Genomic DNA, 23,563 nt, shown 5'->3' with positions numbered 1-23,563 from the left:
GCCGCTTGGGGCGGGTCGGGCAGGCCGGTTCTCACGTCTCCGGCGGGGACAGGAACCGGGACAGGTAGCGGGCCACGGCCCGGACAGCGGTCATGGTGGCCGGGTAGTCCATGCGGGTGGGGCCGATGACCCCGAGGTGGGCGACGGCCTCACCGGTGCCCGGCCCGTAGGTGGTGGTGACGACGGAGGCCTCGGCCAGGGCGTCGTCGTTGTTCTCCGAGCCGATGCTCACGCGCATCCGGTTCTCGCCGGCCGGGGCGCCGTCAGCGGCGGTGAACAGGCGCAGCAGCACCACCTGCTCCTCGACGGCGTCCAGGAGGGGCCCCAGGGAGGAGAAGTCGGGGGTGGCGCGGGCCAGGTTCGCGGTCCCGGCGACGACGAGCCGCTCCTCCGCGTCGGGGCGCAGGGCGGTGATGAGCTCGTCGGAGACGGCCTCGAGCAGGAAGCGCTCGTCGGCGGACGCCTGCTCGGCCAGGGCCGCCAGGATCGGGGCGACGTCGGCGGCGCGGCGGCCCGCGAGGGCGCCGTTGAGCCGGGTGCGCAGGCGCTCCAGGACGAGGGGGTCGACGACATCGGCGATATCGAAGCCCCCGTCATGGCGGGAGCTCAGGGAGCCCCTCGACCTGAGGGTCACGGTGCGCTGGTCGACACGCCCGGTGTCGGTAATGATGACCAGAAGGACGCGCTCGGGCCCCAGGGCCACGAGCTCGAGGTGCTGGAGGGCCGCGTAACGCAGGCTGGGGTACTCGACGATGGCGAGCTGGCCGGTGAGCTGAGCCAGGGCCCGCACGGTGCGGGCCACGACCTGTTCCAGGTCGACCGCTCCGGACAGGAGCGCGGTGATGGCGGCGCGCTCGGGCGCTGAGAGGGGCTTGATGCGGGCGACCTCGTCGACGAAGAGCCGGTAGCCCTTCTGGGTGGGCACGCGCCCGGCCGAGGTGTGCGGCTGGTGGATGTAGCCCTCGTCCTCCAGGGCCGCCATGTCGTTGCGGATGGTTGCCGGGGACACGCCCAGGCGGTAGCGCTCCACGAGGGCCTTGGACCCCACGGGCTCGCGCGTGCGCACGTAGTCGGTGACGATGGCGGACAGGACCTTGAGACGTCGGTCGTTGGCCACGGGTCCTCCTCCCCTCATCAGTGCCGAAACGCGATCAGTGCCGGTATCAGGCGGCAGGCCGCCCGCACACCGGTGGGGTGCGGCCAGCGATTAGCACTCACCCCACGTGAGTGCCATCCTACGCTGTGGTCCGGCGGGTCCACCGCCGGTGGACCGTGAGTTTCCCCTACCGTGCCGAGGGTGAACACGCCCACCCCGTACCGCTCCCCTGTTCCCGGATCGACCGCCGCCCGCCGAGCCGCCCTGAGGGCTCGCGCCGAGGCCGAGCAGAAGCAGCAGGCGCAGGGCGCCCCGGCCGGTTCGCGCTCGCGCGGCGGGGCGGCTGCGAGCAGGTCCGCCGCCCGCAGGCCGTCGTCGAGCGACCGCTACGGCGGGGACGTGCTGTCGGTGAACCCGCACCGCACGGGACCCGGCGCCATCCGTCCGGAGTCGGTGCACGTGCCGGTGACGCCGGGACTGGTGGTCGAGGACCGCCAGACCGGCTTCGTCGGGGCCGCGGTGGCGGTGGAGAAGTCGGGCGGCCAGCACGTCGTGGTCCTGGAGGACCGCCACGGTGTGCGCCGCGGCTTCGCCCTGGGGCCGGGGTTCTGGATCGAGGGCCGCCCGGTGATCCTGGACCCGCCCGTGGCACGCAAGCGCAAGCCCACCGGTGCGGTGAGCGCCGCCGGCAGGCGGCTGACGGCCTCGGGCTCCTACGCGGTTGAGGGTGAGCGGGCCAAGGTGGCGCGCGCCTCGCGGATCTGGGTGGAGGGCAAGCACGACGCCGAGCTGGTGGAGAAGGTCTGGGGTGACGACCTGCGCCACGAGGGCGTCGTCGTCCTCATGCTCGACGGCGTCGACAACCTTGAGGAGGTCATGGCCGACTTCGGTCCGGCCCCCGAGCGGCGGGCCGGCGTCCTGGTGGACCATCTGGTGGCCGGTTCCAAGGAGTCGCGGATCGCCCAGCGGGTGTCCGAGATGCCCGGTGGGGAGAACGTGCTGGTCCTGGGGCACCCGTATGTGGACGTATGGCAGGCGGTCAAGCCGGCCCGAGTGGGTCTGGAGCGCTGGCCGGACATCCCGCGGGGCACCGACATCAAGCACGGCACCCTGGAGGCCCTGGGCTGGCCGCACGCCACCCAGGCCGATATCGCCCGGGGCTGGCAACGCATCCTGGCGACGGTGCGCTCCTACAAGGACCTCGAGCCAAGCCTGCTGGGCCGCATGGAGGAGCTCATCGACTTCGTCACCGCCCCGGGCACACGCTGAGCCCCTCCCGCCCGTGGAGCGAAAAGGGGCTCAGCGCGGCCGAGTCCGGAGACGGGCCGGGTGAGGGCAGGGCGGCTCAGCCCTCAGCGGCCTCGGCCTGGTCGGCCAGGGCCAGGCGGCGGGACTGGGACAGCAGGCGGGCGTCGAGCGCCAGCAGCCCCACGGTGAGCACTCCGCCCAGGGCCTTCCACAGGAGGCCCGGGGCGATGAAGAGCAGGACCATGGCGGCGATGATCGGCACCAGGTGCTTCATGGAGCGCCCCACGTAGCCGCCGAAGCTCGGCATCTCGACGCCGTCGGACTCTGCGACGGACTTGACCATGAAGTTCGGGCCGTTGCCGATGTAGGTGATGGCTCCGCACAGGACGGCGCCCAGCGAGATGGACACGAGGTAGAGCTCGGGAATCCCGGCAACGTCGGCGCCGCCGGGGTGGGAGACCTTGCCGGCCATCTCGAAGAAGGTCGCGTAGGTGGGGGCGTTGTCCAGGACGGAGGAGAGCCCGCCGGTGAAGATGAAGAAGGTGACCTCGTTGAGCGGCAGCGAGCCGGCCACCTCGTCGAGGTAGTGCAGGGCCGGGATCATGGTGAGGAAGATGCCGATGAACAGGATGGCGACCTCGGCGATGGGGCCCCAGGTGAACTGGTTGTCCTTGAAGCGGACCTCACGGCTGCCCAGGAAGTAGGAGCCGGTCGCGGAGCCCAGCATGATGAACTCGCGCACGGGGATCCAATCGCCCAGGGCGGCGTGCCCCTCCTCGATGGCATGAGCGTCAACGGAGGGGGCGAAGGCGACGGCGGCGATGATGACGGCGAAGAAGACGAAGTTGAGCGAGCCCTTGAGGCCCAGGGGCTCGATCTCGGTGTCGTCGTCGTGCACGGCCTTGGCGGGCTCCTGGGAGTAGTAGTAGGAGTCCAGGGCGTAGTAGCTCACCAGCAGCATGACGTTGACGAAGAGGTACTCGCGCAGAAGGTTGAAGGTCCAGGTGAAGGGAACCCCGCGCAGGAAGCCCAGGAACAGGGGCGGGTCGCCCAGGGGCGTGAGGAGGCCGCCGCAGTTGGCCACGATGAAGATCGTGTACAGCACCGTGTGCACCCGGTAGTGGCGCTCCTTGTTGGTGGCCAGCAGGGGCCGAATGAGGAGCATGGCGGCGCCGGTGGTGCCCACAAAGGAGGCGATGACTCCGCCGATGGCCAGGAAGATCGTGTTGTTGCGGGGCGTGGCCCGGATGTCGCCCTTGAGGAAGATACCTCCGGAGACGACGAACAGGGCCAGCAGCAGGCAGATGAACTGGACGTACTCCACCACGGCGGCGAAGACGGACGTCCAGCCCAGGGCGACCCACATCCAGGCGGCCACCGACACCCCCAGGCCCACGGCGACGGTCAACTGGCTGGAGTGCTTCTCCCACCAGTGGGCCGTGGCCGGGATCAGCGGCAGGACGGCGATGCAGGCGAGCATGCCCGCGAAGGGCAGGACGGACCACCACTCAAGATGCACGGCAATTTCCTCACAGAATCGGGACTGTTCGCGTCACCATACCGTCCCGGGCATCAGTTTCCCCGGTGAGGGCCTGTGGTCTCTCGTGCTGAGACCGACTTTCCGGCCTGCTGCGGCCAACGGGGCCGCGCCGGGCTCAGATCCAGCCGGCCAGCACCTTTCTGGCCTGCTGAGCCAGGGCGGCGATGGCGCCGTCGGAGTCGTTGCCCCAGGGGACGTAGTGGAAGCTGCCGCCCCCGGCAGTGGTGAAGGTCTCGCGGTTGAGCTGGTTGATCTCCTCGAGAGTCTCCAGGCAGTCCGAGACGAAGCCGGGACAGATGACGTCCAGGCGGGGGCAGCCGGCGCGACCGAGCTCGCCGACCGTGTCAATGGTGGCCGGCCCGATCCAGGCGGCGGGCCCGAAGACGGACTGGAAGGTGAGCCGGGCGAGGCCGTCAGGCAGGTCGAGCCGCCGGGAGAGGAGCTGGGCGGTGCGCTCACACTCGGAGCGGTAGGGGTCTCCGGCGTCATGCATGGCCCGGGGGATGGAGTGGAAGGACAGCAGGAGGCGCTCGCCGGCGGCCGGGTCGGGGCGGCCGTGGACCTGCCAGTGCTGCTCCAGGGCGGTGGCGAGGGCCTCGATATAGGCGGGCGCCGTCTCGAAGGAGCGGACGGTGCGCAGCTCGGGCTGGTTCCGGGAGGCCAGGATGAAGCGAGCGGCCTCGTCAACGACGGTGCCGGCCGAGGATGCGGCGTACTGCGGGTAGAGCGGGATGAGGGCGATCCTGCGGCAGCCGGCCTCCATGAGCTCACCCATGACGCGGCGCAGGGCCGGCTGCCCGTAGCGCATGGCGATACGCACCTGGACCGATTCGCCGAGCCCGTCCTGGAGCAGCTCGCCCTGGCGCTCGCTGTAGTGCATGAGCGGGGAGCCCGAGCGACTGGTCTCCTCGCCGGGGCGCCAGATGGTGGCGTACTTCGCCGCCGACGCGCGAGGGCGCACCCGCAGGATGATGGCCTCCAGGACGGGCCGCCACAGGAGGGGGTGCATCTCGACGATCCGGCGATCGGAGAGGAACTCCCGCAGGAAGGGCCGGACGGCTCTGGCCGTGGGGGCCGCCGGCGTGCCGAGGTTCGCCAGGATGAGGACGGGGCGCTCGCCCGCATCACGCGGGCCAGGGGCGGTGGGGCTCAGGGGCACGGATAACCTTGGGAGGGGAAGGATCGTTCTCGACGACGACGTTGAGCGACGTCGGCCTCACTCTAGCCGAGCGGGTGCGCCCTCCAGCTCGCAACAAGTCCGCGCCCCGCCGGCTGGAGCTGGCGGGGCGCGAAGGAGACTGGGGGAGATGAGGTCAGCGAACGACGTCGTAGCCCTGGATGCGCACGTAGGAGTAGGCGGAGAGCAACATCACCAGCGGGACCGTCACCAGCCAGCCGATCAGTGTGATCGCGCCGAGAATGTAGAGGCCAACACCGGTCAGAGCGAAGGGGAAGAGCTCTCCGACATGACTGGACAGGGTGGCCCAGGACGCCTTCATTCCTGCGATGCCGTCCATCCCCTTGTCCACAGTGAAGTACACCGAATAGTGGAAGAGGAAGGCCGCGATAATGCCCGGAACAGCACACAGGAGGGAGCCCACGGACGTGGCGAGCCACGTGAGAAAAGCCGCGAGAAGGCTCGCACCGAAGTTCGGGAACGTGAACAGGTCACCCCAGGCCAAGGGCCTCCCGGTGGCCACCTTGATCGCCATGTGAGTGGTCACGATACTAGCGAAGAGACCAATGGCTAAGGCGATATAGGTTCCGAAGGGAACTCCCAGGCCGAAGCCGTGCTCCTCTCCGTTGACAGTGTAGTGGGCCTCTACAGTGAAGCTGGAAAGAACAGTCCACAGGCCCATACCCACAACGAGAATGAGCGCATTCTCCTTGAACTTGGACCACGCCCAGGACATGCCGTCACCGACGCTCAGCGGCGCCCCTCCCATCGCACCTGGAGGATAAAGAGGCATCCCTCCACCGGTGCCCATACCGGGCTGGGGACCGTAGCCCGGGACCGCCCCCGGCTGGGAGGCGTAGTCCGGACCGGCAGCGGGTTGAGGTCCGTATCCCTGCGTCGCCCCGGGCTGAGGGCCATAGCCGGGTTGCTGTTGAGGGTCGGGGCCAGCCCCGTAGCCGGGCTGTGCTCCGTAGCCCGGAACGCTCCCGGCCTGGGGATCGTAGCCTGGTTGCGGCCCGTAGCCGGGGGAACCTGCTCCCTGAGGGACGCCACCAACTTGGGAACCGTCGTCTGGGTAACCTGGATACTGTGGAGTAGTCATCCCGTCAGATTGCCACAACTCCCTGGCACTACACTGAAAATATCAAGACATCAGCAGGGGTAGATCGTGAGCGGCCCGCACCTGTCTACTCACGGCAAGGACCTTCATCCTACTGAAGCGGGGCGTGAAGACGATCTCCGTGGTGGCGCCCAGGAGATGCCCTCGACGCGCCACGCGACACCACTTACTGCCCCATCTGCTGGCTCTCCCGCAGTTTCCACCGGGCTGCGAAAAACGATTAAGAACTGCTCCGATCGGCCCTAGAATAATGAGAGCCGCAAGTACGCGCTTGAGCCAGATGGAAAGCGCGGTCAGAATTCCTTCGATTGCAGATCGAAACCCTAACCTACCAGAAGTTCGGATCGGCTTCGGGCTCACTGGGTCAGGGCGCGGGTGACGGTGTCGGCCATGAGACGGCCGCGCAGGGTGAGGACCGCCCGGCCTCTCAGTGCCGCGCCGGCGTCGAGGAGTCCATCGCCGACGAGGCCGGCCACGACGGGCACCAGGTGCCACGGGGTGGCTCCGGCGGCATCGGGCCGGTCCGACAAAGCGTCGCCTGCCCGGTCCCCGAGGCTCGCCAGCTCGATGCCCTCACGCAGGCGGATGCCCAGCATGATCCGCTCCAGCTCGCGGGAGTCGGCGTCGATGACCTCGTGTCCGGCCACGGGCAGGTGACCAGTGGCGATCTGCCCGGCCCAGGCGACCGGATGCTTGGTGTTCCACAGGCGCACGTCCCCCAGGTGGGAGTGGGCTCCGGGCCCGGCGCCCCACCAGTCCCAGTCGAGCCAGTAGGCCTGGTTGTGACGGCACTCAGAGCCGGGCCGAGCCCAGTTGGAGATCTCGTAGCACTCGTAGCCGGCCTGTCCCAGGGCAGCGTCAGCCATCTCGTACTTGGTGGCCTCGTCGTCGTCCTCGGGCATCGGCAGCTCCCCGCGGCGGACCTGCCCCCACATGCGAGTGCCCTCCTCGATGACCAGGGCGTAGGCGCTCACGTGGTCCGGGCCGATGCGGGTCACCGCGTCCAGGGAGCGCTGCCAGTCCTCCAGGGACTCCCCCGGCGCCCCATAGATGAGGTCCAGCGAGGTGCTGAGGCCCGCCCGTCGCGCCCACTCCACCACGCGGGGCACCCGGGCAGGCTCATGGGTGCGCTCCAGGACCTTCAGCACGTGGGGCACGGCCGACTGCATGCCGAAGGAGACGCGGGTGAAGCCGCCTTCGGCCAGGGCCGCCAGGCCGGCCTCGTCCACGGAGTCCGGGTTGGCCTCCGTGGTCACCTCCGCGTCTGCCGCGAGCCCGAAGCACTCGCGCACCAGATCCAGCATGCTCACCAGGTCGGCGGCGGGCAGCATGGTGGGGGTTCCTCCGCCCACGAAGACGGTCTGCGCGGCGCGCACCGGCAGGCCCGCCTCGTCCATGGCGCGGCGGGCGGCGCGCAGCTCGCCGGCGAGGGTTCCCACGAAGTCCTCGGCCGAGGCGCCCTGCCCCATGGCCAGGTTCGTGTAGGTGTTGAAGTCGCAGTAGCCGCAACGCACCCGGCAGTAGGGCACGTGCAGGTACACCGAGAACGGGCGCTCACTGCCGTCCGGTGCGGAGGCGGCCACCTGCACCGGCAGCTCCCCCATCCCCGGCAGTGGCTCCCCCACTGGCTGGGCCGGGCTCACTGGTCGCCGCCTTGCTCGGCCTGCTCGTCGTCGCCGGACAGGACGCCGGCGGGAATGGCCGGCTCAGGCCTACCGGAGTCGCCGGCGCGGGCCGCGATCTGGGCGCACACGGTCATGAGCACCAGCACCCCCGCCACCATGACGAAAGGGGCCACCCAGCCGCCGCTGTGCTCATGGATCCAGCCCATCACCACCGGGCCGACGGCGGCCAGGCAGTAGCCGGTCGTCTGGATGACCGCGGTGGTCCGGCGGTTCTCGTCAACGGACTCCGAACGGCGGATGACCAGGGTGAACAGGGCGGCGAAGAAGGCTCCCTGCGCAATCCCGGAGAGCATGCAGGGCACCAACCAGTAGGCGGGGGCCACCGTCAGGCAGACCGGCAGCATGAGCCAGCAGGCGCAGATGACGCCCAGGACCCTGCTGGCCGGCCACCCCAGCGCCTCGAACATGACCGGGACCAGCAGGGGTCCCACGATTCCCAGCAGGGAGAACACGGAGGCGGCCACTCCCGCACCGGACTCGCTCATGGAGAGCTGGTCGACCAGGGCCGTGGGCAGCCACCCCGAGATCGCGTAGTAGGAGAAGGTCTGGGCCGCGAAGGCCACCGCCATCACCCAGGTCAGGGGACGTTTCCAGACGGCGGCACCGGTCGACGACGTCGGACGGGCCAGGGAGCGCTCCGTCACCCAGGAGGTCATGCCCGACCGCTCCCGCAGACTCCGCCGGGGCGCCTGGCTGCCGGGAGGGAAGACCCACAGCCACATGGCACCGGCCAGCAGTACCGGGATGGCGGTCCAGGCGGCGGCCGAGCCCTGCCAGCCGATGAGGAGGGCCAGCGGCACGGCCAGGGCGGTGGCAGCGGTGACGATGACATTGCAGGTCGAGGAGTACAGGCCCGTCATGAGTGAGGTGCGGTGCCAGAAGTCGCGGCCGATGACCATGGGCGCCACCAGGTTGCCCACCGTCAGCCCCGCCCCGATGATGACGGTGCCGGCGAAGGCCGCCCAGGTGGTGCCGGCCGAGCGCAGCAGCGCCCCGGCCAGAGCCATGACCAGGGTGAGCAGGCCCGCGGTGTTGATGCCGACACGGCGCACCACCATCGAGGCCAGCGGGGTGAGCAGCCCGAAGCACAGGATCGGTACGGAGGTCAGTGCGCCGCGCGCCACCTCCCCCATCCCCAGGTCCTGCCCCAGGCGCGTCAGCAGGGGCGGGATGACGCCGACCGGTGCCCGCAGGACCGCGCAGAACCCGAGGAAGCCGGCGACAATGACCATGAGCCAGGCCCGGCGGGGCAGCCTGGCAGCTGCGCTCACGACCGGTCCGCCGGGTGCAGCAGGCCGTCGCCGCGCCCCTCACGCAGGCGCCAGGGCTGGGACTCCAGGTGGTTCCAGACCTGCCCCTCGGCCTCGAGGTGATCCAGCATGGAGGCGCCCCGCTCGGGGATCCAGGCCGCCTCGGTGCGCACGGCGGTCAGGTCGCGGATCGTGCGCCCGGCATCCAGGCCCCGCTGCTCGAAGCGGGTCATGACCCGACCCTCGTAACGGGGCGACCACCCGCCGCGCACGCCCGCCGGGGATCCGGGGTCCAGGCCGTTGCCCAGGCTGTCCTCATCGGCAGTCTCGGCCCCCAGGTCGGGGCGGGCACCGGCGTCGTCGTGCCGGAAGTAGGGCAGGGTGATGTCCGGGCGCAGGCCCGTGGGCAGCGCCGCCACGGCCTCGATGACGTCGCGCATCTGCCAGGCGTAGTCCGCCCAGTCGGTGGCCAGGCGCCACACCCCGCCGGGACGCAGCACCCGCGCCACCGAGTCGGCGAAGGCCGTGGTCACCAGGCGGCGCTTGCGGTGGCGGGGCTTGCGCCAGGGGTCGGGGAAGAACACCCACACCTCACTGGCGCAGGACACCGGCAGGGCCGTGGCCAGCAGCTGGGAGGCGTCGGCGGGGACGACGCGCACGTTGTGCAGGCCCTGACGGTGGATCGAGGTCACCAGGCGGGCGATGGCGGTCTCCCAGACCTCCACCGCCAGGTAGTCCACCCCCGGGTGGGCGGCTGCATGCGCCAGGAGCGCCTCACCGCTGCCCGAGCCGACCTCGACGATCAGCGGCCGCACCTGCCCCATGTGCCCGAAGACCTTCTCCGGATCGAGGCGGAAGCTCGGGGACACGGTGCGCACGGCGTCGGCCCGCGGCACGTCGACCACGTAGCGGGGGCCGAGCTGGGCCAGGGCCTCGGCCTGGACGGGGCGCAGCCTGCCGCCGGCGCGCGAGAAGGAGCGCACCCTGGAGTGGATGGCGTGGGAGCGGGGCGGGTGGTGCTGAGCCATGCGGAGCCTTGCGTCCTTTACTTCTGTGAGGTCTCGAAACCGTCTGCCCGGGGCCGTCCGGCACTGAGCGGCGCCGTCAGCCGACCTGCTCGTGGGCGGCGGCCCGCACGTACTTCTTGGTGAAGTCGGCGATGACGCAGTTGCCGAAGATCTCGGAGTTGAGCAGCTTCTGGGCGTCGCGCGGGTCGTGGTGGGCGAACCAGCGCCGGCAGGTGACCCGGTGCCCCGGGGAGGAGACCACGCGCACCTCGTCGCCGGCCTGCACCGTCCCCTCGGTGAGCACCGCCAGGTAGACGCCCACTCGGTTGCGCGCCGAGAAGACCTCCACCCAGTCCGCACGGCCCACACCGCGGGCGAAGGTGGCGCACGGGTTGCGCACACCGGTCACCCTGACCCGCAGTCCTGCGTTGCTCGGGTCGCCGATGGACAGGATCGCGCCGATCTCCACGTCGTCGATATCGCCCTCGATGAGGAGGTTCTCCCCCAGCCGCCCCGGCTCGATACCTCCCAGGACCTCGGACCAGTGCCGCTGCTCAGCGGCGCTCATGACGTAGAGGGCCTTGTCACTGCCCCCGTGGTGGGCGCGGTCCCCGTGCCTGTCGGTGACGATCCCGGTCCGGCTCACCTCAACCGGCCCGTCGACGGCGCCCTTATGGATCGCTGAGACACCCGCCGCTCCGGCGTCGGGCCGCAGCCCCTTGACAGTGCACACCGCGCCGACGGTCCCCACCAGGTCGCCGTCGTGGAACGGTGAGGGCTCGTCCTGGTGGCGCCCGTCCGCGCCCGCGTGGGGCTCCCCCAGGACCCGGGCCAGCTCCCGGGTCAGGACCAGCCCGGAGCCGTCATCGCTCAGGGCAGCGTCGACCGTGGTCTGCCTGCTCGTGTCACTCATGTCCGCAACCGTCCTTCCGTCGTCCGCCGGCACCGTCCTGGTCCTACTCGGTCCTACTCAGCCCTGCTCGCCCCTGCTCGTGCCCGCAGGCTGCGCTACTTGCCCGGCTTGGCGCCGGTGGGAGTGTCCGCGCCGAGGGCCGCGATGAAGGCCTCCTGAGGCACCTCGACCCGGCCGATGGCCTTCATGCGCTTCTTGCCCTCCTTCTGCTTCTCCAGCAGCTTGCGCTTACGGGTGATGTCACCGCCGTAGCACTTGGCGAGCATGTCCTTGCGCAGCGCCCGGATGGTCTCGCGGGCGATGACGCGGGTGCCGATGGCCGCCTGCACGGGAACCTCGAACTGCTGACGCGGGATGAGGTCCTTGAGACGCTTGGTCATCATGACGCCGTAGGAGTAGGCCGAGTCGCGGTGGACGATGGCGCTGAAGGCGTCCACCTTGTCCCCGTTGAGCAGGATGTCGACCTTCACCAGGTTGGCGTCCTGGGAGCCGTCCGCCTCGTAGTCCAGGGAGGCGTAGCCACGGGTGCGCGACTTCAGGGCGTCGAAGAAGTCGAAGACGATCTCCGCCAGCGGCAGCACATAGTGCATCTCCACGCGCGACTCAGAAAGGTAGTCCATGCCCTGCATGGTGCCGCGACGCGACTGGCACAGCTCCATGACCGTGCCCACGAACTCGCTGGGGGTCAGGATCGTGGCCCGCACCACCGGCTCGGAGACGGCAGAGACCTTGCCCTCGGGGAACTCGCTGGGGTTGGTCACCGTGTGCGTGCTGCGGTCCTCCATCGTCACCTCGTAGACCACGGAGGGGGCGGTGGAGATGATGTCCAGGTTGAACTCGCGCTCCAGGCGCTCGCGGATGATCTCCAGGTGCAGCAGGCCCAGGTAGCCGCAGCGGAAGCCGAAGCCCAGGGCCACGGAGGTCTCCGGCTCGTAGGTCAGGGCGGCGTCGTTGAGCTTGAGCTTGTCCAGGGCGTCGCGCAAGGCCGGGAAGTCCGAGCCGTCCACCGGGAACAGTCCGGAGAAGACCATGGGCTTGGGGTCCTGGTATCCCGACAGGGGCTCGTCGGCCGGGGCCGCCGCGGAGGTGACCGTGTCACCGACCTTGGACTGGCGCACGTCCTTGACCCCGGTGATGAGGTAGCCGACCTCGCCGGCCCCCAGTCCGGCCGACGGCGTGGGCTCGGGGCTGATGACGCCGATCTCCAGCAGGTCGTGGACGGCCTTGGTGGAGAGCATCTCGATGCGCTCGCGGGGCTTGAGGGCGCCGTCGACGACGCGCACATAGGTGACCACACCGCGGTAGGTGTCGTAGACGGAGTCGAAGATCATGGCGCGGGCCGGGGCCTCGGGGTCGCCGTGCGGGGGCGGGACGGTCTCGACGATCCGGTCGAGCAGCTCGGGCACGCCCTGCCCGGTCTTGCCCGAGACCTTGAGGACGTCGTCGACGTCGCAGCCGATGAGGGAGGCGATCTCCTCAGCGTGCTTCTCCGGCTCGGCGGCGGGCAGGTCGATCTTGTTGAGGACCGGGATGATGGTCAGGTCCCCCTCGATGGCCATGTAGAGGTTGGCCAGGGTCTGGGCCTGGATGCCCTGGGCAGCGTCGACCAGAAGGACCGCGCCCTCGCAGGCCGCCAGGGAGCGGTTGACCTCGTAGGAGAAGTCGACGTGCCCGGGGGTGTCGATCATGTTGAGGGCGTAGGCGCGCGTGACGCCGTCGTCGCCCTCGATGGCCCAGGGCATGCGCACGGCCTGGGACTTAATGGTGATGCCGCGCTCGCGCTCGATGTCCATGCGGTCCAGGTACTGGGCGCGCATGTCGCGGGGCTGGACGACGCCGGTGGCCTGGAGCATGCGGTCGGCCAGGGTGGACTTGCCGTGGTCGATGTGCGCGATGATGCAGAAGTTGCGCAGCCGGGCCTGCTCGGTGGCGGCGGGCTGGACGCTGGTCATCTGCTCTGGTGTGGGGATCGGTGACACGGAGATCGGTTCCTGGCTCTTCCTCATATCCGGCATGGGTCTGGCCCAAGTCTCCCACGACGGCGGCCCGCCGCCCCAGCCCGCCGGGCCAACCCACAGTGTGAGGTGCGGCCACGCGCCGGTTCCCCACGCCTCCCGCGGGCGCAGGCGTAAGCACGGGCATAGGCGAGCCCGCCACCGGGCACCGATCGACTTAGGTTAGCCTTCCTCGCATGCTGGAACGGATCCACTCCCTGCCCTATCCCTGGGTCTTCCTGTTCTTCTGGTGCCTGGCCATGATGCGTTCGCACACCATGTACTGGATCGGCCGGGGCATCACGGCGGGCACTGCACGCACCCGGTGGGTCTCACTGCTCGAGTCCCCCGTGTACGCCCGCGCCCAGGCGTGGTCGGCGCGCTGGGGCGTGCTGGCAGTGCCGGTGTCCTTCCTGACCGTCGGCATCCAGAGCGTCATCCAGCTCTCCGCGGGAGTGGCCCGCATGCCGCTGCGCCGCTACGTGGCGGCCACGGCCGCCGGGGCGATCGCCTGGGCCGCCGTCTACACGACCATCGGCATGGCGATCCTGACGGCCTGGCTGACCGGACCGACAGGGCGTCTCATCTGCCTCCTGATGCTCACGGCCCTGGCGCTTGTCGTGGTCATTCGCCGCAGTCGGGTCATGCGCGGTGGCCGGGGCGGCGGGCGCCGCGAGCGCGTCTGACCCGGGCAGCTCCGTCCCCAGAGCCCACTGGGGAGGCCTCCCCACACTCACCGGTGGGAGTTTTCCGCCGTCTCATGCCAGAATCGTCGCATTCGGGGTTCCTGTGCACTCCCTGTCCCGAGACGTCCCTACCGAAAGCCTCCCCACCATGACCCTCAGCAGAAAACGCGTCCTGCTCATCGTCGTCGCCTCCGTCGCGACAGTCTGTCTCATCGCCGTCGGCCTGGTTCGCGCCGGAGTCCTCGGCGGACACAAGGCCACCGCTGCGGCATCGGCCTCGGCCCACGGCAACGCGGCGAAGGTCACCGAGCCCAGTGACCGCTTCATCATCTCTTACGCCGAGAACTCGGCGGCGGGCAAGGTCATCGCCTCCGCGAAGGCCTACGGAGAGAACGTCCTCAACTCTCTGCCCGCCAAGGACAAGGAGGCGCTGACCGCCGCCGCGGGCAAGTTCTCGGTCAAGCTGGAGAGCGTGACCGCTCACGCCATGAGCACGGCTGCCGTGAAGCTGAGTGACAAGCTCACCGTGGATCAGGTCAAGGAGTTCATCTCCACGCTCGAGGCCGCCGACGGTATCGAGGCCGTCGAGCCCGATCTGCACGTCACCGCCCTGGGCAATACCTCCACCCAGGACAGCAATGTCCCCAACGACCCCTACTTCTCCGAGCAGTGGGACATGACCTCGGGCTCCTACGGGATCAACGCCACCAACGCCTGGTCGCAGTCCACCGGCAAGGGCGTCACGGTCGCCGTCATCGATAACGGCGTCCTGACCGACCACCCGGACCTCGAGGGTCAGCTCCTGCCCGGCTACGACTTCATCTCCGACGCCAAGAGAGCCCGTGACAACGACGGCTACGACGCCGACCCCTACGACGAGGGCGACTGGAACGAACCGGGTGAGTGCCCCGCCCCGAACGGAGCCGATAGGGGCCGGCCGTCGTCCTGGCACGGCTCCCATGTTGCCGGGACCATTGCGGCGCGCACGAACAACGGCGATGGTGTGGCAGGTGTCGCCCCGGACGCCAAGATCGTGCCCGTCCGCGCCCTGGGTCGTTGCGGTGGCGAGAGCGCCAATATCGTCGACGCCATCACCTGGGCCTCGGGCGGCAAGGTCAACGGCGCACCGGCCAACAAGAACCCCGCCCAGATCCTCAACTTGAGCGTGGGCGGCGCCCGCGTCTGCCCTCGCTTCTACCAGAGGGCCATCAATGCTGCCGTCGAACGCGGCTCCATCGTCGTGGCGGCCGCCGGCAACAATAATGAGGACGCCAGAAACGCCGCCCCTGCCAGCTGCGAGAACGTCATCACCGTCGGTGCCACGACGAGCACCGGGACCCGCTCGTCCTTCTCGAACTACGGTGACACCGTCGAGATCTCCGCCCCCGGTGGAGACAGCGACAAGAACAGCCCGAAGATCCTGTCCACGACCGATGAGTCGCAGACTGTGCCTCGGAGCATCGGCTACTCCGACATGGTGGGCACCAGTCAGGCGGCTCCCCACGTCTCCGGCACCATCGCGCTGATGCTGTCCGCCAACCCCGATCTGAAGACCACGGAGATCGTCACCATCCTGCAGAACACGGCCACCCCCTTGTCCACGTGCGACCAGAAGTCCTGCGGCGCCGGCATCGTCAATGCGGCCTCCGCCGTCGCCGAGGCGAGCAGCAAGAGCGCCAAACCCAGCAGCAAGCCCAGCGCCAAGCCCAGTGCCACCACCGGTGGAAGAACCCTCCGCCTGGGCAACTGACGCGGACGAGCACCTGAGCCGCACCGATGCCTGTGCACGCCACACGACAGGTGCGGGCAGGCGTCTCATCTCCGGCCGACGATTTGGTCACGTCACGACCTCGTTCTACCCTCGGTGTCATGACAGCGTTCCGTGACCGCCAGTGGTGGTGGCTCCCCTCGAGGCGAGCCGCCATCATCCTGACGCGTTAGGACCTTCCGGCTCGCTCACCGCGGGCCCGCCCGACGCATGAGTGAGAGGCCCGCCTGAACCCCGATCTCAGGAAAGAGGCCCCATGTCACCCACCGTGCCAGACACTGCCCCCGAGGCCGCACCGTCAGCCGCCTTGCCCACCGTCTCACCCACTGTGTTGACGCGCTCAGTGCGCTACCACGCCGACGGCGGTGCCCTGCTGGAGCAGCTGACTCGCTCCGGTCTGCTGCGCACCACTGCGGGCCTGGCCGCGCAGGGCGGCTCCGTGCGGCCGGTGGACTGCGTTCTGCTGGAGAGCGCCGACATCACGACCAAGGCCTCGCGTACCACGGTCGCCGTCCTGGAGGCCTCGGCCAGGCTGACGTGCTGGGGCGGGACCGTGATGGCTGAGGCGCTGGACGCCGTCGACGGAGGGGGCCCCGGAGCCGATGGTCTGGCGGCTCTGGCGCGTCTTGAGGCGGGGCTGGCCGAGCACGTCACCGACCGCCGCCCCGGCCGGCTGACTCTGAGCCTGCCCACGATCTGCGACGACGACCCGTCCATCGAGGAGCGCGAGCGGCTCACCGCCCTGTCCACGATCGAGCCGCTGCGCCTCCTGGCCCGCGCAGAGGTCGACCACCCCCACCTGCCGCTGGAGGCGGGGGCCTTCGCCTTCGACTACCTGTCCACCTTCGAATCCCTGCCCGAAGTGGCCCAGGGCGCCAACACCTGCCCCGACTACCTCTTCTACGACGCCCGCATCATCCTGGTCGTCGACCACCCCACCCAGGAGGCGACCCTGGTGGGGGCCTCGGTCGACGCCGCCGACCTGGAGCGGCGCATGGAGGCGTTGGCCGCCGCCATCGACGGGACCGAGGACCCAGCCGACAGCGCCGACACAGCCGCCAACGCAGCTGCCGACACAGCCGTTGAGGCACCGGCACCGGCCGGTGGCCCCGACTCCCCCGTCCTGCACGCGGTGCCCACCGTCTCCGACGCCGACTTCGAGGCGGTCGTGGAGGAGATGCGCGGATACATCGCCGACGGCGACGTCTACCAGGTGGTGCCCTCGCGCGGCTTCACCATTGACTGCCCCGACGCGCTGGCCGCCTACCACGTGCTGCGCCACGCCAACCCCAGCCCCTACATGTTCTACCTGGCTGCCCCGGACTTCGAGCTCTTCGGCGCCTCCCCGGAGTCGGCGCTGCTGTACTCGGTGCGCAGCGGCCGGGTCGCCATCCGCCCCATCGCCGGGACCCGGCCGCGCGGGCTGCACCCCGACGGCTCGGTGGACCACGAGCGCGACACCCGCCTGGAGCTGGAGCTGCGCACCGACGCCAAGGAGGTCGCCGAGCACGTCATGCTCGTGGACCTGGCCCGTAACGACGTCGCCCGGGTCAGCCGTCCGGGCACCCGCAGTGTGCAGGACCTGCTGCGCGTGGACCGCTACAGCCGGGTGATGCACCTGGTCTCGGAGGTCTCCGGTGAGCTGGCCGAGGACCTCGACGCCCTGGACGCCTTCCGCGCCTCCATGACGATGGGCACCCTCACCGGGGCCCCCAAGCTGCGGGCCGCCGAGCTCATCCGCCAGGCCGAGGGCGTGCGTCGCGGCTCCTACGGCGGCTCGGTGGGGGACATCCGCGGTGACGGGGAGCTGGACACCTGCATCGTCATCCGCTCCGGTTTCGTCTCTGCCGGCACCGCCCTGGTTCAGGCCGGGGCCGGTATCGTGGCGGCCTCCTCCCCGGCCGCCGAGGCCGCCGAGACCGTCCACAAGGCCCGCGCCGTCTTGGAAGCGGTCGCCGCCGCGCAGGGCGCCGCCCTCGTCATCGACCAGACCGGCAGCCGGACCAGCAGCCAAACCAGCAAGGAGGCCTGAGCCATGCCCCTCACCAGCAGCCAGAGCACCGCGCAGGCCACCGGGAGTCGTGCCGAGGCATCGGCACCGGCTCGAGTGGTTCTGCTCGACAACCGCGACTCCTTCGTCTACAACCTCGTCGACCAGTTCGCGACCCTCGGCTCCCAGATCGAGGTCTACCGCAACAACGTGCCGGCCTCCCGGGTGCTCGCCGCCCTGGAGCCCACCGAGGCCGAGCGCCAGGCAGGACGACGCCCGGTCCTGTGCCTGTCCCCCGGGCCGGGCTACCCGGCGACGTCGGGCTGCCTCATGGAGCTCGTCGCCACCGCCCTGGACGAGGCGATTCCCACGCTGGGCATCTGCCTGGGGTTCCAGGCCCTGGTCGAGGCCTGTGGCGGGCGGGTCGCCCCGGTCGGCCCGGTCCACGGCCGTTCCGACCGCCTCGAGGTCACTGAGGCAGGACGCGCGGACGAGGCCTTCGCGGTCCTCGACGGCGGTCCGCTGGACGTGGCCCGCTACCACTCCCTGGGCACGCGCACACTTCCTGAGGCACTTGTCAGCCTTGCCCGGACTACCCCGACAGATGAGGACCCAAGCGGAGGCATCGTCATGGCGGCCCGGCACCGGTCGCTGCCCGCGATCGGGCTGCAGTTCCACCCCGAGTCGATCCTCACCCCACAGGGCCCGGCCCTGCTCAAGGCCGTCACCACCGGCCTGGCCCGGACCCCCTGAGCCACGCCTGCGCGCCGTCAGCCCGCACATACCGACGTCGGAGCCGCCGTTCGGGCAGAATCACCCCCGGACGCTCGACCAGCCTCAACCACCTGCGAAGGAGCTACAGACCGATGAGTCAGACCAACAGCGCGGCCCCGGCCGCTGCGCAGGCCGCGCCTGCCGCCACGGCGCAGGAGGCGCACGAGCTGCTGCGAGAGGTGGTGCAGGGACGGCGCCTGAGCCGCGAGCAGGCCTCCACGGTCTTCGCGGCCCTGGGCGCCGGCGAGCTGTCCGAGGTGGAGACGGCGGCGCTGCTGGCGGCGCTGCACGCCCGCGGTGAGGAGCCCCAGGAGGTCGCCGGAGCCGCGAGCGCCTTCCGCCAGGTGGCCCGGGACTTCCCGTCGGTGTCCTTCCCGCTGGTGGACGTCGTGGGCACCGGGGGCGACGGCGTGGGCACGATCAACATCTCCACGGGGGCGGGCCTGGTGGCCGCCTCGTTGGGGGTCGCGGTGGCCAAGCACGGCAACCGGGCCGTGTCCTCCAAGACGGGGGCGGCCGATGTCATCGCCGAGCTGGGGCTGCCGCTGGACGTGGAGCCGGCCACGGCGGTCGAGCTGTTGGCCCGTGACCACTTCACCTTCCTGTTCGCCCAGGCCTACCACCCGGCGATGCGGCACGTGGCCCCGGTGCGCAAGGCGCTGGCCACGCCCACGATCTTCAATGTCCTGGGGCCGCTGGTGAACCCGGCACACCTGACCTTCCAGCTCATGGGCGTGTGGGACCCGGGCATGCTGGACATGATCGCTGAGGCCATGGTCCAGCTGGGGCGCGAGCGCGCGCTCGTGGTCCACGGCTCGGGCCTGGACGAGATCGCCGTCCACGGCCCCACTCTTGTGCGTGAGGCGACGCCCGACGGGGTGCGGGCCTATGAGGTCACGCCTGCGGACCTGGGCGTGCCCGCCTACGAGCTGGCCGACTTGCTGGGCGGGGAGCCGGCCGACAACGCCCGCCTGCTGCGCGAGGCCGTCTCGGGTGAGGGACGGCCCGCCCACCGCGACGCGATTGCCGTCAATGCCGGTGCCCTGCTGTACCTCACCGGCCGGGCCGGCAGCCTCGCCGACGGCACTGCGGCGGCCCTGGAGCAGATCCTTTCCGGTGGCGTGGCCCGCCACCTGGAGTCCATGACCAAAGCCAGTGACCTCGCCACTGAGACGGCCTGAGGAGAAGCCGTGACCACCCCCGACACCGCCCCCGTCCCCGCCGCGTCACCCGATGGCGCAGGCCCTGGCGAGCGCACCCACCGTGAGCCGGTCGAGGCGCGTCTCATCGCCACGGGCACCGTCCTGGACTCGATCGTCCAGGCGCGCCGCGAGCGCATTGATGAGCTGCGCGCCCGTTTCGGGCACCTGAGAGCCGAGGACCTGGAGCGCTCGCAGCGCTCCTTCGCGGCCGCCCTGCGCACCCGTAGCGGCCAGGGTCGCAGCCCGCAGCCGGCCCTCATTATGGAGTGCAAGGCGGCCTCGCCCTCACGCGGCACCATCCGCTCCGACTACGACCCGGCCTCGCTGGCCGCCCAGTACGCGCCCTACGCGGCCGCGGTCTCAGTGCTCACCGAGCCCGATCGTTTCAATGGCTCCTTCGACGACCTGGCCGCTGTGCGCGAGGTGGTGGACGTGCCCGTCCTGTGCAAGGACTTCATCGTCGATGAGGTCCAGGTGCTGGCGGCTCGCAGCCTGGGGGCGGACGCGGTCCTGCTCATGCTCTCGGTGGTGCCCGACGACGTCTATCGCGAGCTGGCCGAGCTGGCTCACAGCCTGGGCATGGAGGTGCTCACGGAGGTCTCCACGCCTCAGGAGATGCATCGTGCCTCAGCCCTGCGGGCGGAGGTCATCGGCATCAACAACCGCGACCTGCGCACCTTGGACACGGATCTGGCGCGCACCGAGGAGATGGCTCCCCTGGCCCCGGCCGGGGTGGTGCTTGTGGGTGAGTCGGGGGTCGGCGCTCCCGAGGACGTACGGCGCCTGTCGGGCCTGGTGGACGCCCTCCTGGTGGGCTCGTCCCTGTCCGGAGCCCCGGATCCGGCCGAGGCCGCGCGGGAGCTGGCCACCGCGGTACCGCTGCCTCAGGGTGAGGGCACGTCGTCGTCGGCCCTGGACCGGGACGGCCAGGAGACGGGGCACCACCCGCGTCTGCCGGCCTTCTTCGGACCCTACGGGGGCCAGTTCGTGCCCGAGCTGCTCATCCCGGCGCTGGACCAGCTCGAGGACGCCTTCATCGACGCCCAGGCCGATCCAGCCTTCGCCGCCGAGCTGGAGACGCTCATGACCCGCTACCTGGGACGTCCTACGGCGGTCACCGAGCTGCGCAACCTGCCGCTGGAGGGCAATGCCCGCATCCTGCTCAAGCGCGAGGACCTGGTCCATGGTGGCGCCCACAAGGGCAACCAGGTTCTGGGGCAGGCCCTCCTGGCCAAGCGGATGGGTAAGCGGCGCATCATCGCCGAGACCGGCGCCGGCCAGCACGGGACGGCCACCGCCATGGTCTGCGCCCTGCTGGGCCTGGACTGCACCATCTACATGGGGGCCACCGACGTCGTGCGTCAGGCGCCCAATGTCGAGCGCATGGAGCTCATGGGCGCCACGGTGGTCCCGGTGGACAGTGGTGCGGGCACGCTCAAGGACGCCGTCAACGAGGCGCTGCGCGACTGGACGGCCTCCTTCGCCGACACCCACTACCTGCTGGGCACGGCGGCCGGGCCGCACCCCTTCCCCACGATCGTGCGCGAGTACCACCGGGTCATCTCCCGGGAGGCCCGCGCCCAGGTCCTGGGCCTGACGGGGCGGCTGCCGGACTCGGTCATCGCCTGCGTGGGCGGCGGCTCCAACGCGATCGGCATGTTCGCCGAGTTCATCGACGACCCCGGGGTCGAGCTCATCGGGGTTGAGCCGGCCGGTGAGGGCCTGGACACCTCCCGCCACGGCGCCCCCATCAACAAGGGGCTGGTGGGGATCCTCCACGGGGCGCGCAGCTACCTCATGCGCACCTCGGAGGGTCAGGTCGAGGAGTCCTTCTCGGTCTCGGCGGGCCTGGATTACCCGGGCGTGGGGCCCGAGCACGCCTGGCTGTCGGACACCGGCCGGGCCCGCTACGTGGGCATCAGTGACGACGAGGCGATCGAGGCATTCCGGCTGCTGTCGCGCCACGAGGGGATCATCCCCGCGGTGGAGTCGGCCCACGCCCTGGCTCAGGCCCTGGCCATGGCCCGCCAGGTGCCCGATGGCGAGGAGCCCCCGATCCTGCTGGTGTGCCTGTCGGGCCGTGGGGACAAGGATCTCGACCAGGTGCAGGCGAGGCTGGGCGGCTCCTTCTCCTCTGACGGCGCCGTGGCCAGGGCCTCGCGCATGGTGGAGCAGATGGGCAAGCGCACCGAGTACGCGGGTCTGAACGCCGCCAGGGGCACCAGCCCGGACGCCGGCCCGGATGAGGAGTTCTGAGATGAGTCGTTATCCCGCGATGTTCGCCGCCCTCAGGGAGCGCGGTGAGGGCGCTTTCGTCCCCTTCGTCATGGTCGGTGACCCCGACCCGGACACCAGCGAGGCCGTCATCGAGGCGCTCATCGCCGGTGGAGCCGACGCCCTCGAGCTCGGTGTGCCCTTCACCGACCCGGTCGCCGACGGCCCCACGATCCAGAAGGCGCATGTGCGGGCCCTGGCCGCGGGTGTGGGTTTCCAGGACTGCCTGGAGGTGGTTCGGCGGGTGCGCCGGCGCCACCCGTGGCTGCCCATCGGCATGCTCATCTACGGCAACGTGCCCTTCGCCATGGGCCTGGAGCGCTTCTACTCCGAGTGCGCGCAGGCCGGCATCGACTCGGTGCTGCTGCCCGACGTCCCGATCCGCGAGTCGGCCCCCTTCAGCCGGGCCGCCGAGGAGGCCGGTGTCGACGCCGTCTACATCGCCCCGCCGTCGGCCGCGGCCGAGACTCTGGACGCAGTGGCGGCGGCCTCACGCGGTTACGTCTACGCCGTCTCCCGGGTGGGGGTGACCGGCACCGAGCGGGCCTCCTCCACCGTGGGGCTCGCCGAGTCGGTGGAACGCCTGCGCGCCGACGCCGCCGCACCAGTGATGCTGGGCTTCGGCATCTCCACGCCCGAGCAGGTCGCCGAGGCCATCGCAGCCGGTGCCGACGGCGCCATCAGTGGATCGGCCACGGTCAAGATCGTGGAGCGCTACGCCCCCGAGATCATGGCGGCCGCCAGCAGCAACAACGGCGCAGGCGGTAACGAGGAGCGTCGTCACTACGCGCTCGGAGCGCTGCGCAGTGACCTGGTCACCTTCACCGCGACGATGAAGGAGGCCACGCGCCCGCACTGACGGGGCGAAGTCTGGCAGACGAGCCGCGAAGAACCACGACAAAGGTCGGTTGCACCGAAAGCCGGGTGCAACCGACCTTTGTCTATTTCTTTCATGAAGGCAGGGAAAGCGCGGCAGAAGAAGCACTGCACCATTTCCATAGCAGTGTGTTCAGAGATATATTAAAGGACCGGTCGGCGTCCCTTCCGATCATTTCAGTGAAAGGCATGCTCATGCACGTCCCATCTCTCCCATCCACTCGTCCGTGGCGGCGCCTCCTGGGTGTCGCCATGGCTCTTCCCCTGCTCACCGTCGGCGCCGTCGCCGCTCCGGTGAGCGCAGCCGCCCCAACCGCCGCCCCGAGCCCAGGAATCACCGTGGAGGGGCGCTATCATCCCGCCGGTACCGGCTGCCACGGCTCCGACAGTGCCGAGGGCTGTCTGAGCTGGGGTGTGCGAGTCCCCTCCACCATCGCCCCGAACTCATCGACCACCGTCACCATTGAGGCCGACTCCGTGCCGGGTCAGTGGACCTGGTCCTGTCCCTCCCCGGACGGCGACAGGGTGGCCGGAACCAGTGCCTTCTACATCGACAGGGGCAAGGACGAGCCCGTATCGAAGCTGGCCGACTCCGGCCTGGGTTTCTTCGACCACCTGTACTACAACCAGCACGGGGACAGCGCCGGTTCGGTCACAGCCGCTTCCTGCACTCCTGAGCACCTGAGCCTGACCTACGAGGTCGACTTCGACTCCGCCCGGGACCAGAGCTCCTATCTCGACCTGGACCTGGGGACCACAGTCGTGGCTCCCGGCGCGGACGCACGCAGCTACACCTTCAGCCCGAAGATCACGACCTCCACGGGCAGCCCGGTTCTCACGCCCACCGCGACGGCCCACAAGCCCGCTGCCAGCGAGGCTCACGCCACCGTGTCCACCCAGGAGGTCGCGGTCGACGGCGCCGCCAAGGACACGTCCCGCTTCACCATGACGGCGCGGAACGAC

General features: G+C 70.3%; 17 protein-coding genes and 1 pseudogene. 9 read left to right on the top strand and 9 right to left on the bottom strand.

The features are described 5' to 3' along the window. Positions 1-31 precede the first annotated feature (31 nt). Positions 32-1,117: a heat-inducible transcriptional repressor HrcA gene (gene hrcA / locus HMPREF3165_RS08985; protein WP_070512618.1), complete on the bottom strand. Its 1,086-nt coding sequence runs from the start codon at positions 1,115-1,117 to the stop codon at positions 32-34. Between the two features lie 171 nt (positions 1,118-1,288). Between hrcA and HMPREF3165_RS08980 the strand changes: the two genes are divergently transcribed. Then, positions 1,289-2,365, top strand: a complete 1,077-nt coding sequence (locus HMPREF3165_RS08980; RefSeq protein ID WP_070512616.1) for a DUF3097 domain-containing protein — start codon at positions 1,289-1,291, stop codon at positions 2,363-2,365. A 76-nt stretch (positions 2,366-2,441) separates the two neighbouring features. On the opposite strand, the gene HMPREF3165_RS08975 is transcribed toward HMPREF3165_RS08980, so the two are convergent. The 8 genes from HMPREF3165_RS08975 to lepA all read right to left on the bottom strand — a co-directional run bounded on the left by HMPREF3165_RS08975 (position 2,442) and on the right by lepA (position 13,015). Further along, on the bottom strand, positions 2,442-3,863 hold the full coding sequence (locus HMPREF3165_RS08975) for a sodium:proton antiporter (protein WP_070512614.1): 1,422 nt from the start codon (positions 3,861-3,863) through the stop codon (positions 2,442-2,444). Positions 3,864-3,999: 136 nt separating this feature from the next. Beyond that, entirely contained in the window at positions 4,000-5,043 is a 1,044-nt protein-coding gene (gene hemH / locus HMPREF3165_RS08970) for a ferrochelatase (RefSeq protein WP_070512611.1), read from the bottom strand. Positions 5,044-5,197: 154 nt separating this feature from the next. Next, the gene (locus tag HMPREF3165_RS08965) at positions 5,198-5,830 is read right to left on the bottom strand and encodes a hypothetical protein (protein ID WP_070512608.1); all 633 of its coding nucleotides are present in this window, start codon (positions 5,828-5,830) and stop codon (positions 5,198-5,200) included. A 707-nt stretch (positions 5,831-6,537) separates the two neighbouring features. Beyond that, positions 6,538-7,785 carry a radical SAM family heme chaperone HemW gene (gene hemW, locus HMPREF3165_RS08960; protein ID WP_070512606.1) on the bottom strand — a complete coding sequence of 416 codons (1,248 nt, stop codon included), beginning with the start codon at positions 7,783-7,785 and terminating at the stop codon, positions 6,538-6,540. 35 nt (positions 7,786-7,820) lie between these two features. Beyond that, positions 7,821-9,137 (bottom strand): MFS transporter, encoded by a 1,317-nt coding sequence (locus HMPREF3165_RS08955; RefSeq protein ID WP_070512604.1) that lies wholly within the window; start codon positions 9,135-9,137, stop codon positions 7,821-7,823. Further along, positions 9,134-10,144 (bottom strand): tRNA (guanosine(46)-N7)-methyltransferase TrmB, encoded by a 1,011-nt coding sequence (gene trmB / locus HMPREF3165_RS08950; protein WP_070512601.1) that lies wholly within the window; start codon positions 10,142-10,144, stop codon positions 9,134-9,136. Before trmB ends, HMPREF3165_RS08955 begins: the two co-directional genes overlap by 4 nt. Before the next feature lie 76 nt (positions 10,145-10,220). After that, entirely contained in the window at positions 10,221-11,036 is an 816-nt protein-coding gene (locus HMPREF3165_RS08945) for an MOSC domain-containing protein (RefSeq protein WP_070512600.1), read from the bottom strand. Positions 11,037-11,131: 95 nt separating this feature from the next. Then, positions 11,132-13,015, bottom strand: coding sequence for a translation elongation factor 4 (gene lepA / locus HMPREF3165_RS08940; protein WP_303771089.1), 1,884 nt, complete (start codon positions 13,013-13,015; stop codon positions 11,132-11,134). A 212-nt stretch (positions 13,016-13,227) separates the two neighbouring features. On the opposite strand from lepA, the gene HMPREF3165_RS08935 reads away from it, so the two are divergent. The 8 genes and pseudogenes from HMPREF3165_RS08935 to HMPREF3165_RS13865 form a co-directional block, all read left to right on the top strand. Next, positions 13,228-13,716 (top strand): VTT domain-containing protein, encoded by a 489-nt coding sequence (locus HMPREF3165_RS08935; RefSeq protein ID WP_083303268.1) that lies wholly within the window; start codon positions 13,228-13,230, stop codon positions 13,714-13,716. A gap of 148 nt (positions 13,717-13,864) precedes the next feature. Continuing rightward, positions 13,865-15,466 (top strand): S8 family peptidase, encoded by a 1,602-nt coding sequence (locus tag HMPREF3165_RS08930; RefSeq protein ID WP_070512594.1) that lies wholly within the window; start codon positions 13,865-13,867, stop codon positions 15,464-15,466. A gap of 274 nt (positions 15,467-15,740) precedes the next feature. Beyond that, positions 15,741-17,516, top strand: a complete 1,776-nt coding sequence (locus tag HMPREF3165_RS08925; RefSeq protein WP_070512592.1) for an anthranilate synthase component 1 — start codon at positions 15,741-15,743, stop codon at positions 17,514-17,516. 3 nt (positions 17,517-17,519) lie between these two features. Next, positions 17,520-18,227, top strand: coding sequence for an anthranilate synthase component II (locus tag HMPREF3165_RS08920; RefSeq protein WP_083303267.1), 708 nt, complete (start codon positions 17,520-17,522; stop codon positions 18,225-18,227). Between the two features lie 113 nt (positions 18,228-18,340). Next, positions 18,341-19,429 (top strand): anthranilate phosphoribosyltransferase, encoded by a 1,089-nt coding sequence (gene trpD / locus HMPREF3165_RS08915; protein WP_070512589.1) that lies wholly within the window; start codon positions 18,341-18,343, stop codon positions 19,427-19,429. Between the two features lie 9 nt (positions 19,430-19,438). Continuing rightward, the gene (gene trpB, locus HMPREF3165_RS08910; RefSeq protein ID WP_070512587.1) at positions 19,439-21,706 is read left to right on the top strand and encodes a tryptophan synthase subunit beta; all 2,268 of its coding nucleotides are present in this window, start codon (positions 19,439-19,441) and stop codon (positions 21,704-21,706) included. A 1-nt stretch (position 21,707) separates the two neighbouring features. Next, the gene (gene trpA / locus HMPREF3165_RS08905) at positions 21,708-22,583 is read left to right on the top strand and encodes a tryptophan synthase subunit alpha (protein ID WP_070512584.1); all 876 of its coding nucleotides are present in this window, start codon (positions 21,708-21,710) and stop codon (positions 22,581-22,583) included. A gap of 206 nt (positions 22,584-22,789) precedes the next feature. Continuing rightward, positions 22,790-23,563: pseudogene (locus HMPREF3165_RS13865) on the top strand (hypothetical protein); the annotation flags it as partial.

Source organism: Actinomyces sp. HMSC08A09, assembly GCF_001807465.1.
Lineage (GTDB): Bacteria > Actinomycetota > Actinomycetes > Actinomycetales > Actinomycetaceae > Actinomyces > Actinomyces oris.
Note: the sequence above shows the minus strand (reverse complement) of the source record. Positions and strands in the feature narration are given on the sequence as shown.

Excerpts from the sequence above, each read along its gene's own strand:
- HMPREF3165_RS08965 (WP_070512608.1), bottom strand. The coding sequence starts at position 5,830 with ATGGGAGGGGCGCCGCTGAGCGTCGGTGACGGCATGTCCTGGGCGTGG.
- hemW (WP_070512606.1), bottom strand. The coding sequence starts at position 7,785 with ATGGGGGAGCTGCCGGTGCAGGTGGCCGCCTCCGCACCGGACGGCAGT.
- trmB (WP_070512601.1), bottom strand. The coding sequence starts at position 10,144 with ATGGCTCAGCACCACCCGCCCCGCTCCCACGCCATCCACTCCAGGGTG.
- HMPREF3165_RS08945 (WP_070512600.1), bottom strand. The coding sequence starts at position 11,036 with ATGAGTGACACGAGCAGGCAGACCACGGTCGACGCTGCCCTGAGCGAT.
- HMPREF3165_RS08935 (WP_083303268.1), top strand. The coding sequence starts at position 13,228 with ATGCTGGAACGGATCCACTCCCTGCCCTATCCCTGGGTCTTCCTGTTC.
- HMPREF3165_RS08930 (WP_070512594.1), top strand. The coding sequence starts at position 13,865 with ATGACCCTCAGCAGAAAACGCGTCCTGCTCATCGTCGTCGCCTCCGTC.
- HMPREF3165_RS08925 (WP_070512592.1), top strand. The coding sequence starts at position 15,741 with ATGTCACCCACCGTGCCAGACACTGCCCCCGAGGCCGCACCGTCAGCC.
- HMPREF3165_RS08920 (WP_083303267.1), top strand. The coding sequence starts at position 17,520 with ATGCCCCTCACCAGCAGCCAGAGCACCGCGCAGGCCACCGGGAGTCGT.
- trpD (WP_070512589.1), top strand. The coding sequence starts at position 18,341 with ATGAGTCAGACCAACAGCGCGGCCCCGGCCGCTGCGCAGGCCGCGCCT.
- trpA (WP_070512584.1), top strand. The coding sequence starts at position 21,708 with ATGAGTCGTTATCCCGCGATGTTCGCCGCCCTCAGGGAGCGCGGTGAG.